This window comes from Kluyvera huaxiensis (genome assembly GCF_040149365.1).
In the GTDB taxonomy this organism is placed as follows: Bacteria; Pseudomonadota; Gammaproteobacteria; order Enterobacterales; family Enterobacteriaceae; genus Kluyvera; species Kluyvera intermedia_A.
The window spans coordinates 23,936-36,669 of record NZ_JBEFLV010000031.1 but is presented as its reverse complement, the minus strand read 5'-3'; the positions used below and the strand labels follow the sequence as shown (position 1 = coordinate 36,669).

Here is a 12,734-nt window from a genome sequence, read left to right as displayed (position 1 = left end):
ATGCCGGGCGACAACATCAAAATGGTTGTTACCCTGATCCACCCAATCGCGATGGATGACGGTCTGCGTTTCGCAATCCGTGAAGGCGGCCGTACCGTTGGCGCGGGCGTTGTTGCCAAAGTAATGAGCTAATTGCTGATATTATTTGACGCAATGCGCAATAAAAGGGCATCATTTGATGCCCTTTTTATACGCTGTCGAACCAGAACCTGGCTCATCAGTGATTATTTTTGCCATAATCATTGCTGAGACAGGCTCTGTAGAGGGCGTTTAGTCCGAAACTCAATTTCGGTTTGGATCGCCTCGCACTCGCGGGGTGGAAATGTTTGTAGAATACTTCTGACAGGTTGGTTTATGAGTGCGAATACCGAAGCTCAAGGGAGCGGGCGCGGCCTGGAAACGATGAAGTGGGTAGCCGTTGCCGTACTGCTGATCGTAGCAATCGTAGGTAACTACCTTTATCGTGACATGATGCTGCCGCTGCGTGCGCTGGCCGTAGTAATTATTATTGCTGCAGCGGGTGGTGTCGCGCTGTTGACGACGAAAGGCAAAGCGACCGTTGCGTTTGCTCGTGAAGCGAGAACTGAAGTTCGTAAGGTGATTTGGCCGACTCGCCAGGAAACGCTGCACACTACGCTGATCGTTGCTGCGGTCACTGCGGTAATGTCACTGATCCTGTGGGGACTGGATGGTATTCTGGTTCGCCTGGTATCCTTTATCACTGGCCTGAGGTTCTAAGATGTCTGAAGCACCTAAAAAGCGTTGGTACGTCGTTCAGGCGTTTTCCGGTTTTGAAGGCCGTGTAGCCACATCGCTGCGCGAGCATATCAAATTACAAAACATGGAAGAGCTGTTCGGCGAAGTTATGGTTCCGACCGAAGAAGTGGTCGAAATCCGTGGCGGCCAGCGTCGCAAAAGCGAACGTAAATTCTTCCCGGGCTACGTGCTCGTTCAGATGGTGATGAACGATGCAAGCTGGCACCTGGTACGCAGCGTTCCGCGCGTGATGGGCTTTATCGGTGGTACCTCTGACCGCCCAGCGCCTATCAGCGACAAAGAAGTTGATGCGATCATGAACCGCCTGCAGCAGGTTGGCGATAAGCCGCGTCCTAAAACAATGTTTGAACCTGGTGAAATGGTTCGCGTCAGCGACGGTCCGTTCGCAGACTTTAACGGCGTTGTTGAAGAAGTTGATTACGAAAAATCCCGCCTGAAAGTCTCTGTTTCTATCTTTGGTCGTGCGACCCCGGTAGAACTCGACTTTGCTCAGGTTGAGAAAGCGTAAGACGGCGATCAAAAAAGCATCGATTTAATCGTTGCACGAGGCGCGAAATTGGCATACAATTTCGCGCCTTTTGTTTTTATGGGCATCTGCCTGTAAAACGAATTTTTATCACGGGGAGCCTCCTTGAGGCGCTATCACCCAATTAGAGGATTTTAGAATGGCTAAGAAAGTCCAAGCCTACGTTAAGCTGCAGGTTGCAGCTGGTATGGCGAACCCAAGTCCACCGGTTGGTCCAGCACTGGGTCAGCAGGGCGTGAACATCATGGAATTCTGCAAAGCGTTCAACGCAAAAACTGATTCCATCGAAAAAGGTCTGCCAATTCCGGTTGTTATCACCGTTTACGCTGACCGTTCTTTCACCTTCATTACCAAAACGCCTCCAGCAGCAGTTCTGCTGAAAAAAGCCGCTGGTATTAAGTCTGGTTCCGGCAAGCCGAACAAAGACAAAGTAGGTAAAGTTTCCCGTGCTCAGGTACAGGAAATCGCGCAGACCAAAGCTGCCGACATGACTGGCGCCGACATTGAAGCGATGACTCGCTCAATCGAAGGTACTGCACGTTCCATGGGCCTGGTAGTGGAGGATTAAGAAATGGCTAAACTGACCAAGCGTATGCGCGTGATCCGTGAAAAAGTTGATGCTACTAAACAGTACGACATCAACGAAGCCATTGCTCTGCTGAAAGAGCTGGCCACTGCTAAATTCAACGAAAGCGTTGACGTTGCTGTTAACCTCGGCATCGACGCTCGTAAATCTGACCAGAACGTACGTGGTGCAACTGTACTGCCGCACGGTACTGGCCGTTCAGTTCGCGTTGCCGTATTTACCCAGGGCCCTAACGCTGAAGCAGCTAAAGCTGCTGGCGCAGAGCTGGTAGGTATGGAAGATCTGGCTGACCTGATCAAAAAAGGCGAAATGAACTTTGACGTTGTTATTGCATCTCCTGATGCAATGCGCGTTGTTGGCCAGCTGGGCCAGGTTCTGGGCCCACGTGGTCTGATGCCAAACCCGAAAGTTGGTACTGTAACTCCTAACGTTGCTGAAGCGGTTAAGAACGCTAAAGCAGGTCAGGTTCGTTATCGTAACGACAAAAACGGCATCATCCACACCACCATCGGTAAAGTGGACTTTGACGCTGACAAACTGAAGGAAAACCTGGAATCTCTGCTGGTTGCGCTGAAAAAAGCTAAACCAACTCAGGCTAAAGGCGTGTACATCAAGAAAGTTAGCATCTCCACCACCATGGGTGCGGGTGTTTCCGTTGATCAGGCTGGCCTGAGCGCGGTAGCGAACTAAGATTCGCCTTTACGTGGGCGGTGGATTTGTCTACAATTCTACCCCCACGTTTCTGCTAATAGCAGACGTATATCCGAGATATTCAGGCTGTAGCAAGGCGCCAACTGAGTGAATCGCCAGAAGCATAGTTCACTATGTGATTGGTGTGAGCGAAGGCAGGCAACGCCGCTACAAATTGAATAGCGATGGATAGACAAGATTTGTTCGTTGGAGCCTGGCCTATCCAGGCCTCCGTCGAAGACCGCAGGTGTTTCGAAAGAAGCTTAATGCCCTGCGTAGACGGTGACAGAACGCTAAGATTATTTTTAATACTCTGGCTTGTTTCTGCTCACCGTATTTAGACGCTCTTTCCGTTGGGGAGAGTGAAGTGAGTTCCGGAACATGAGTTCCGGCAAACATCCAGGAGCAAAGCTAATGGCTTTAAATCTTCAAGACAAACAAGCGATTGTTGCTGAAGTCAGCGAAGTAGCCAAAGGCGCGCTGTCTGCAGTAGTTGCGGATTCCCGTGGCGTAACTGTAGACAAAATGACTGAACTGCGTAAAGCAGGTCGTGAAGCTGGCGTATACATGCGTGTTGTTCGTAACACCCTGCTGCGCCGCGTCGTTGAAGGTACTCAGTTCGAGTGCCTGAAAGACACGTTTGTTGGTCCGACCCTGATTGCATACTCTATGGAACACCCGGGCGCTGCTGCTCGTCTGTTCAAAGAGTTCGCGAAAGCGAATGCAAAATTTGAGGTCAAAGCCGCAGCCTTTGAAGGTGAGTTGATCCCGGCATCGCAAATCGATCGCCTGGCTACACTGCCAACCTACGAAGAAGCAATTGCACGCCTGATGGCAACCATGAAAGAAGCTTCGGCTGGCAAACTGGTTCGCACTCTGGCTGCTGTACGCGATGCGAAAGAAGCTGCTTAATAGCAGTTGTCTTTGTAAAGTATTTGCTTACGTATAAACTTATTCTGATTTTCAGGAACAATTTAAATGTCTATCACTAAAGATCAAATCATTGAAGCAGTTGCAGCTATGTCCGTAATGGACGTTGTAGAACTGATTTCTGCAATGGAAGAAAAATTCGGTGTTTCTGCTGCTGCCGCTGTAGCTGTTGCTGCAGGTCCAGCTGAAGCTGCTGAAGAAAAAACTGAATTCGACGTCGTTCTGAAAGCAGTTGGCGCTAACAAAGTTGCTGTTATCAAAGCAGTACGTGGCGCAACTGGCCTGGGTCTGAAAGAAGCTAAAGACCTGGTAGAATCTGCTCCAGCCGCTCTGAAAGAAGGCGTGAGCAAAGATGACGCTGAAGCACTGAAAAAATCTCTGGAAGAAGCTGGCGCTGAAGTTGAAGTTAAATAAGCCAACTTTTCTAGTTGAAGCCTGAGAAATCAGGCCGATGGCTGGTGACTTTTTAGTCACCAGCCATTTTGCGCTGTAAGGCGCCAGTAGCGTTTCACACTGTTTGACTGCTGGCTGTCCTGACAATGCCTGTTTCTATCGACGACTTAATATATTGCGACAGGGTGCTCGCTCTGTGTAAATCGCAATGAAATGGTTTAAGCGTGATAGCAACAGGTATTGCGGAAAGTGTTCCATTTTCCGGTCAACAAAATAGTGTTGCACAAACTGTCTGCCAATGGACAGATGCGTCGACTTGTCAGCGAGCTGAGGAACCCTATGGTTTACTCCTATACCGAGAAAAAACGTATTCGTAAGGATTTTGGTAAACGTCCGCAGGTTCTGGACATACCTTATCTCCTTTCTATCCAGCTTGACTCGTTCCAGAAGTTTATCGAGCAAGATCCCGAAGGTCAGTATGGTCTGGAAGCAGCTTTCCGTTCCGTATTCCCGATTAAAAGCTACAGCGGTTATTCGGAGCTGCAATACGTCAGCTACCGCCTGGGCGAACCGGTGTTTGACGTTCAGGAATGTCAGATTCGTGGCGTGACTTACTCCGCACCGCTGCGCGTAAAACTGCGTCTGGTGATCTACGAGCGCGAAGCGCCGGAAGGCACCGTTAAAGACATCAAAGAACAAGAAGTGTACATGGGCGAAATTCCGCTCATGACCGACAACGGTACCTTTGTTATCAACGGTACTGAGCGTGTTATCGTTTCTCAGCTGCACCGTAGCCCAGGCGTCTTCTTTGACTCCGATAAAGGTAAAACCCACTCTTCGGGTAAAGTGCTGTATAACGCGCGTATCATCCCTTACCGTGGTTCCTGGCTGGACTTCGAGTTCGATCCGAAAGACAACCTGTTTGTCCGTATCGACCGTCGTCGTAAACTGCCTGCGACCATCATTCTGCGTGCGCTGCAGTACACCACTGAACAGATCCTTGACCTGTTCTTTGACAAAGTTGTCTTCGAAATTCGCGACAACAAACTGCAGATGGAACTGGTGCCAGAGCGCCTGCGTGGTGAAACTGCCTCCTTCGATATCGAAGCAAATGGCAAGATCTACGTAGAAAAAGCGCGTCGTATTACTGCGCGTCATATTCGCCAGCTGGAAAAAGACGATATCAAGCATATCGAAGTTCCGGTTGAGTACATCGCGGGTAAAGTTGCGGCCAAAGACTACGTTGACGAATCTACCGGTGAGCTGATCTGTGCAGCGAACATGGAGCTGAGCCTGGATCTGTTGGCTAAGCTGAGCCAGTCTGGTCACAAGCGTATCGAAACGCTGTTCACCAACGATCTGGACCATGGCGCATACATTTCTGAAACTATCCGTGTCGACCCAACCAACGACCGCCTGAGCGCGCTGGTAGAAATCTACCGCATGATGCGCCCTGGTGAGCCGCCGACTCGTGAAGCTGCAGAAAGCCTGTTCGAGAACCTGTTCTTCTCTGAAGACCGTTATGACCTCTCTGCGGTCGGTCGTATGAAGTTCAACCGTTCTCTGCTGCGCGACGAAATCGAAGGTTCCGGTATCCTGAGCAAAGAAGACATCATCGAAGTGATGAAAAAGCTCATCGATATCCGTAACGGTAAAGGCGAAGTCGATGATATCGACCACCTCGGCAACCGTCGTATCCGTTCCGTAGGCGAAATGGCGGAAAACCAATTCCGCGTTGGTCTGGTTCGTGTAGAGCGTGCGGTGAAAGAGCGTCTGTCTCTGGGCGATCTGGATACCCTGATGCCTCAGGATATGATCAACGCCAAGCCGATTTCTGCAGCAGTGAAAGAGTTCTTTGGTTCCAGCCAGCTGTCTCAGTTTATGGACCAGAACAACCCGCTGTCTGAGATTACGCACAAGCGTCGTATCTCTGCCCTCGGCCCAGGCGGTCTGACCCGTGAACGTGCAGGCTTTGAAGTTCGAGACGTACACCCGACTCACTACGGTCGCGTATGTCCAATCGAAACGCCTGAAGGTCCAAACATCGGTCTGATCAACTCCCTGTCCGTGTACGCACAGACTAACGAATACGGCTTCCTCGAGACTCCGTATCGTAAAGTGACTGACGGTGTTGTTACCGACGAAATTCATTACCTGTCTGCTATCGAAGAAGGTAACTACGTCATCGCTCAGGCGAACTCCAACCTGGATGACGAAGGCCACTTTGTAGAAGACCTGGTAACTTGCCGTAGCAAAGGCGAATCGAGCCTCTTCAGCCGCGACCAGGTTGACTACATGGACGTATCCACCCAACAGGTGGTATCCGTCGGTGCGTCCCTGATCCCGTTCCTGGAACACGATGACGCCAACCGTGCATTGATGGGTGCGAACATGCAACGTCAGGCCGTTCCAACTCTGCGTGCTGATAAGCCGCTGGTTGGTACCGGTATGGAACGTGCTGTTGCCGTTGACTCCGGTGTTACTGCAGTTGCTAAGCGTGGCGGTACCGTTCAGTACGTCGACGCATCCCGTATCGTTATCAAAGTTAACGAAGACGAGATGTATCCGGGCGAAGCGGGTATCGACATCTACAACCTGACCAAATACACCCGTTCTAACCAGAACACCTGTATTAACCAGATGCCTTGTGTGTCTCTGGGTGAGCCAATCGAGCGCGGCGACGTGCTGGCAGATGGTCCATCTACCGACCTCGGTGAGCTGGCGCTCGGTCAGAACATGCGCGTGGCATTCATGCCATGGAACGGTTACAACTTCGAAGACTCCATCCTCGTATCCGAGCGTGTTGTTCAGGAAGACCGTTTCACCACCATCCATATTCAGGAACTGGCATGTGTGTCCCGTGACACCAAGCTGGGGCCTGAAGAGATCACCGCTGACATCCCTAACGTGGGTGAAGCTGCGCTCTCCAAACTGGATGAATCCGGTATCGTTTACATCGGTGCGGAAGTGACCGGTGGCGACATTCTGGTTGGTAAGGTAACGCCGAAAGGTGAAACCCAGCTGACCCCAGAAGAGAAGCTGCTGCGTGCGATCTTCGGTGAGAAAGCGTCTGACGTTAAAGACTCTTCTCTGCGCGTACCAAACAGCGTTTCCGGTACTGTTATCGACGTTCAGGTCTTTACTCGCGATGGCGTAGAAAAAGACAAACGTGCGCTGGAAATCGAAGAGATGCAGCTGAAGCAGGCCAAAAAAGACCTGTCTGAAGAACTGCAGATCCTCGAAGCTGGCCTGTTTAGCCGTATCTACGCGGTGCTGGTTGCCGGTGGTGTTGAAGCTGAGAAGCTCGACAAACTGCCTCGCGATCGCTGGCTGGAACTCGGCCTGACCGACGAAGAGAAACAAAATCAGCTGGAACAGCTGGCTGAGCAGTACGACGAACTGAAACACGAGTTCGAGAAAAAACTCGAAGCGAAACGCCGTAAAATCACCCAAGGCGACGATCTGGCACCGGGCGTGCTGAAGATTGTTAAGGTATACCTGGCCGTTAAACGCCGTATCCAGCCTGGTGATAAAATGGCAGGTCGTCACGGTAACAAGGGTGTTATCTCCAAGATCAACCCGATCGAAGATATGCCACACGATGCTAACGGTACGCCGGTAGATATCGTACTGAACCCGCTGGGCGTACCATCGCGTATGAACATCGGTCAGATCCTTGAAACCCACCTGGGTATGGCTGCGAAAGGTATCGGCGATAAGATCAACGCCATGCTGAAACAGCAGCAAGAAGTCGCGAAACTGCGCGAGTTCATCCAGCGTGCATACGATCTGGGTACCGACGTTCGTCAGAAAGTCGACCTGAGCACCTTCACCGATGACGAAGTGCTGCGTCTGGCAGAGAACCTGAAAAAAGGTATGCCAATCGCAACGCCAGTATTCGATGGTGCTAAAGAGTCAGAAATCAAAGAGTTGCTGCAACTCGGCGGTCTGCCTTCTTCTGGTCAGATTACCCTGTTCGACGGTCGTACCGGTGAGCAGTTTGAGCGTCAGGTAACCGTAGGTTACATGTACATGCTGAAACTGAACCACCTGGTTGATGACAAGATGCATGCGCGTTCTACCGGTTCTTACAGCCTGGTTACTCAGCAGCCGCTGGGTGGTAAGGCGCAGTTCGGTGGTCAGCGCTTCGGGGAGATGGAAGTGTGGGCGCTGGAAGCATATGGCGCAGCATACACCCTGCAGGAAATGCTCACCGTTAAGTCTGATGACGTGAATGGCCGTACTAAGATGTATAAAAACATCGTAGATGGTAACCATCAGATGGAACCAGGCATGCCGGAATCCTTCAACGTATTGTTGAAAGAAATCCGTTCGCTGGGTATCAACATCGAGCTGGAAGACGAGTAACTCTCGCTCAAACAGGTCACTGGTGCCGGGGTAAGACCCGGCGCCAGATTGTGCTAACTCCGACGGGAGCAAATCCGTGAAAGATTTATTAAAGTTTCTGAAAGCGCAGACTAAAACCGAAGAGTTTGATGCGATCAAAATTGCTCTGGCATCGCCAGACATGATCCGTTCATGGTCTTTCGGTGAAGTTAAAAAGCCGGAAACCATCAACTACCGTACGTTCAAACCTGAGCGTGACGGCCTTTTCTGCGCCCGTATCTTTGGGCCAGTAAAAGATTACGAGTGCCTGTGCGGTAAGTACAAGCGCCTGAAACACCGTGGTGTGATCTGTGAGAAGTGCGGCGTTGAAGTGACCCAGACTAAAGTGCGCCGTGAGCGCATGGGCCACATCGAGCTGGCATGTCCAACTGCGCACATCTGGTTCCTGAAATCGCTGCCGTCCCGTATCGGTCTGCTGCTCGATATGCCACTGCGTGATATCGAACGCGTACTGTACTTCGAATCTTATGTTGTTATCGAAGGCGGTATGACCAACCTGGAACGTCAACAGATCCTGACTGAAGAGCAGTATCTGGACGCGCTGGAAGAGTTCGGTGACGAATTCGACGCGAAGATGGGTGCGGAAGCTATTCAGGCCCTGCTGAAAAGCATGGATCTGGAGCAAGAGTGTGAAACTCTGCGTGAAGAGCTGAACGAAACCAACTCTGAAACCAAGCGTAAAAAGCTGACCAAGCGTATCAAACTGCTGGAAGCTTTCGTTCAGTCTGGCAACAAGCCAGAGTGGATGATTCTGACCGTTCTGCCGGTTCTGCCGCCAGATCTGCGTCCGCTGGTTCCACTGGATGGTGGTCGTTTCGCGACTTCTGACCTGAACGATCTGTATCGTCGCGTCATTAACCGTAACAACCGTCTGAAACGCCTGCTGGACCTGGCTGCACCTGACATCATCGTACGTAACGAAAAACGTATGCTGCAGGAAGCGGTCGATGCCCTGCTGGATAACGGTCGTCGCGGTCGTGCAATCACCGGTTCTAACAAACGTCCTCTGAAATCTTTGGCCGATATGATCAAAGGTAAACAGGGTCGTTTCCGTCAGAACCTGCTCGGTAAGCGTGTTGACTACTCCGGTCGTTCTGTAATCACCGTAGGTCCATACCTGCGTCTGCATCAGTGCGGTCTGCCGAAGAAAATGGCACTGGAGCTGTTCAAACCGTTCATCTACGGCAAGCTGGAACTGCGTGGCCTGGCCACCACCATCAAAGCCGCTAAGAAAATGGTTGAGCGTGAAGAAGCTGTCGTTTGGGATATCCTGGACGAAGTTATCCGCGAACACCCGGTAATGCTGAACCGTGCACCAACACTGCACCGTCTGGGCATCCAGGCGTTTGAGCCAGTACTGATCGAAGGTAAAGCTATTCAGCTGCACCCGCTGGTCTGTGCGGCATATAACGCCGACTTCGATGGTGACCAGATGGCTGTTCACGTACCGCTGACGCTGGAAGCCCAGCTGGAAGCGCGTGCGCTGATGATGTCTACCAACAACATCCTGTCACCTGCGAACGGCGAGCCAATCATCGTTCCATCTCAGGACGTTGTATTGGGTCTGTACTACATGACCCGTGACTGTGTTAACGCCAAAGGCGAAGGCATGGTGCTGACTGGCCCTAAAGAAGCTGAGCGTATCTATCGCGCAGGTCTGGCCTCTCTGCATGCGCGCGTTAAAGTGCGTATCACTGAATACGAAAAAGATGAAAACGGCGAATTCGTTGCGAACACCAGCATTAAAGACACGACCGTTGGCCGTGCGATTCTGTGGATGATCGTGCCGAAAGGTCTGCCTTTCTCCATCGTCAACCAGGCGCTGGGCAAGAAAGCTATCTCCAAAATGCTGAACACCTGTTACCGCATTCTGGGCCTGAAGCCGACCGTAATCTTCGCTGACCAGACCATGTACACCGGCTTTGCCTATGCAGCGCGCTCCGGCGCATCTGTCGGCATCGACGACATGGTTATCCCAGAGAAGAAATACGAAATCATCAGCGAAGCGGAAGCTGAAGTTGCTGAGATTCAGGAGCAGTTCCAGTCTGGTCTGGTAACCGCTGGCGAACGCTATAACAAAGTTATCGATATCTGGGCTGCGGCGAACGATCGTGTATCCAAAGCGATGATGGATAACCTGCAAACTGAAACCGTTATTAACCGTGACGGCGTCGAAGAGCAGCAGGTTTCCTTCAACAGCATCTACATGATGGCCGACTCCGGTGCTCGTGGTTCTGCAGCACAGATTCGTCAGCTGGCAGGTATGCGTGGTCTGATGGCTAAGCCAGATGGCTCCATCATCGAAACGCCAATCACCGCGAACTTCCGTGAAGGTCTGAACGTACTCCAGTACTTCATCTCCACTCACGGTGCTCGTAAAGGTCTGGCGGATACCGCACTGAAAACAGCTAACTCCGGTTATCTGACGCGTCGTCTGGTTGACGTTGCACAGGATCTGGTTGTTACTGAAGACGACTGTGGCACGCTGGAAGGCATCACCATGACCCCGGTTATCGAGGGTGGTGACGTTAAAGAGCCACTGCGCGATCGCGTACTGGGTCGTGTAACTGCTGAAGACGTTCTGAAGCCGGGCACGGCGGACATTCTGGTTCCACGCAACACTCTGCTGCACGAGCAGTGGTGTGACCTGCTGGAAGAGAACTCCGTTGACTCCGTTAAAGTGCGTTCCGTTGTATCCTGTGACACCGACTTTGGTGTATGTGCGCACTGCTACGGTCGTGACCTGGCGCGTGGCCACATTATCAACAAAGGTGAGGCTATCGGCGTTATCGCGGCACAGTCCATCGGTGAGCCGGGTACACAGCTGACGATGCGTACGTTCCACATCGGTGGTGCTGCATCTCGTGCGGCTGCTGAATCCAGCATCCAGGTGAAAAACAAAGGTAGCATCAAGCTCAGCAACGCGAAGTCGGTTGTGAACTCCAGCGGTAAACTGGTTATCACTTCTCGTAACACCGAGCTGAAACTGATCGACGAATTCGGTCGTACCAAAGAAAGCTATAAAGTGCCTTACGGCTCTGTTATGGGCAAAGGTGATGGCGAACAGGTTACTGGCGGCGAAACCGTAGCAAACTGGGATCCACACACCATGCCGGTTATCACCGAAGTGAGCGGTTTCCTCCGCTTCACCGACATGATTGACGGCCAGACCATTACTCGTCAGACCGACGAGCTGACCGGTCTGTCTTCTCTGGTTGTTCTGGATTCTGCTGAGCGTACTGCTGGTGGTAAAGACCTGCGTCCAGCTCTGAAAATCGTTGATGCGAACGGTAACGACGTTCTGATCCCAGGTACCGATATGCCTGCTCAGTACTTCCTGCCGGGCAAAGCGATTGTTCAGTTGGAAGATGGTGCTCAGATTCACTCTGGTGACGCCCTGGCGCGTATTCCTCAGGAATCCAGTGGTACCAAGGACATCACCGGTGGTCTGCCACGCGTTGCGGATCTGTTCGAAGCACGTCGTCCGAAAGAGCCAGCAATCCTTGCGGAAATCACAGGTATCATTTCCTTCGGTAAAGAAACCAAAGGGAAACGCCGCCTGGTTATCACTCCGTTAGACGGTAGCGATCCATACGAAGAGATGATTCCAAAATGGCGTCAGCTCAACGTGTTCGAAGGCGAACGTGTAGAACGTGGTGACGTGGTTTCCGATGGTCCAGAAGCACCGCACGACATCCTGCGTCTTCGTGGCGTACACGCGGTAACGCGTTACATCACCAACGAAGTACAGGACGTTTACCGTCTGCAAGGCGTTAAGATTAACGATAAACACATTGAAGTTATCGTTCGTCAGATGCTGCGTAAAGCGACCATCGAGAATGCCGGTAGCTCCGACTTCCTGGAAGGCGAGCAGGTTGAATACTCCCGCGTCAAGATTGCAAACCGCGATCTGGAAGCGAACGGCAAAGTGGCGGCAACCTATGCTCGCGACCTGCTGGGTATCACCAAAGCATCTCTGGCAACCGAATCGTTCATCTCTGCCGCATCGTTCCAGGAGACTACTCGTGTCCTGACCGAAGCAGCCGTTGCGGGTAAACGCGACGAACTGCGTGGCCTGAAAGAGAACGTTATCGTAGGTCGTCTGATCCCAGCGGGTACCGGTTATGCGTACCACCAGGATCGTATGCGCCGTCGCGCAGCGGGCGAACAGCCTGCAGCACCACAGGTAAGTGCAGAAGAAGCATCTGCAAACCTGGCAGAACTGCTGAACGCAGGTCTGGGCGGTTCCGATAACGACTAATCGTTCACGTTAGTGCGATAAGTTGAAAAGGCCAGTCATCATGACTGGCCTTTTTTATTGTTCTTTTTTGCATCCCCCCATATTTAGCACTGCCAGGCTCCAGCCTGGAATATTGTGCAGTGCCTCACTCTGACCTTCTTTTGGCTTGGCTATACTGCATCGGG

The 12,734-nt window shown here is 51.8% G+C and carries 9 protein-coding genes; all 9 read left to right on the top strand.

The window, feature by feature from the left end:
- A partial coding sequence (locus tag ABOC97_RS22300; RefSeq protein WP_459253838.1) for an EF-Tu C-terminal domain-related protein occupies nucleotides 1-132 on the top strand: 132 nt, incomplete at its 5' end.
- 222 nt (nucleotides 133-354) lie between these two features.
- Nucleotides 355-738: a preprotein translocase subunit SecE gene (gene secE / locus ABOC97_RS22295; protein ID WP_349601864.1), complete on the top strand. Its 384-nt coding sequence runs from the start codon at nucleotides 355-357 to the stop codon at nucleotides 736-738.
- Nucleotide 739: 1 nt separating this feature from the next.
- On the top strand, nucleotides 740-1,285 hold the full coding sequence (gene nusG / locus ABOC97_RS22290) for a transcription termination/antitermination protein NusG (protein ID WP_052285355.1): 546 nt from the start codon (nucleotides 740-742) through the stop codon (nucleotides 1,283-1,285).
- A 157-nt stretch (nucleotides 1,286-1,442) separates the two neighbouring features.
- The gene (gene rplK, locus ABOC97_RS22285; RefSeq protein WP_234502037.1) at nucleotides 1,443-1,871 is read left to right on the top strand and encodes a 50S ribosomal protein L11; all 429 of its coding nucleotides are present in this window, start codon (nucleotides 1,443-1,445) and stop codon (nucleotides 1,869-1,871) included.
- Nucleotides 1,872-1,874: 3 nt separating this feature from the next.
- Nucleotides 1,875-2,579 carry a 50S ribosomal protein L1 gene (gene rplA, locus ABOC97_RS22280; RefSeq protein ID WP_234502038.1) on the top strand — a complete coding sequence of 235 codons (705 nt, stop codon included), beginning with the start codon at nucleotides 1,875-1,877 and terminating at the stop codon, nucleotides 2,577-2,579.
- A 414-nt stretch (nucleotides 2,580-2,993) separates the two neighbouring features.
- The gene (gene rplJ / locus ABOC97_RS22275) at nucleotides 2,994-3,491 is read left to right on the top strand and encodes a 50S ribosomal protein L10 (protein WP_001207203.1); all 498 of its coding nucleotides are present in this window, start codon (nucleotides 2,994-2,996) and stop codon (nucleotides 3,489-3,491) included.
- Nucleotides 3,492-3,557: 66 nt separating this feature from the next.
- Nucleotides 3,558-3,923, top strand: a complete 366-nt coding sequence (rplL, locus tag ABOC97_RS22270) for a 50S ribosomal protein L7/L12 (RefSeq protein ID WP_052285352.1) — start codon at nucleotides 3,558-3,560, stop codon at nucleotides 3,921-3,923.
- A gap of 318 nt (nucleotides 3,924-4,241) precedes the next feature.
- Nucleotides 4,242-8,270: a DNA-directed RNA polymerase subunit beta gene (gene rpoB / locus ABOC97_RS22265; protein WP_234502039.1), complete on the top strand. Its 4,029-nt coding sequence runs from the start codon at nucleotides 4,242-4,244 to the stop codon at nucleotides 8,268-8,270.
- 76 nt (nucleotides 8,271-8,346) lie between these two features.
- Nucleotides 8,347-12,570 (top strand): DNA-directed RNA polymerase subunit beta', encoded by a 4,224-nt coding sequence (gene rpoC, locus ABOC97_RS22260; RefSeq protein WP_349601850.1) that lies wholly within the window; start codon nucleotides 8,347-8,349, stop codon nucleotides 12,568-12,570.
- Nucleotides 12,571-12,734 lie beyond the last annotated feature (164 nt).

Bases quoted from the DNA above. Each gene is read 5' to 3' on its own strand.
- rplA (WP_234502038.1), top strand. From the start codon at position 1,875: ATGGCTAAACTGACCAAGCGTATGCGCGTGATCCGTGAAAAAGTTGAT.
- secE (WP_349601864.1), top strand. From the start codon at position 355: ATGAGTGCGAATACCGAAGCTCAAGGGAGCGGGCGCGGCCTGGAAACG.
- nusG (WP_052285355.1), top strand. From the start codon at position 740: ATGTCTGAAGCACCTAAAAAGCGTTGGTACGTCGTTCAGGCGTTTTCC.
- rplK (WP_234502037.1), top strand. From the start codon at position 1,443: ATGGCTAAGAAAGTCCAAGCCTACGTTAAGCTGCAGGTTGCAGCTGGT.
- rplL (WP_052285352.1), top strand. From the start codon at position 3,558: ATGTCTATCACTAAAGATCAAATCATTGAAGCAGTTGCAGCTATGTCC.
- rplJ (WP_001207203.1), top strand. From the start codon at position 2,994: ATGGCTTTAAATCTTCAAGACAAACAAGCGATTGTTGCTGAAGTCAGC.
- rpoB (WP_234502039.1), top strand. From the start codon at position 4,242: ATGGTTTACTCCTATACCGAGAAAAAACGTATTCGTAAGGATTTTGGT.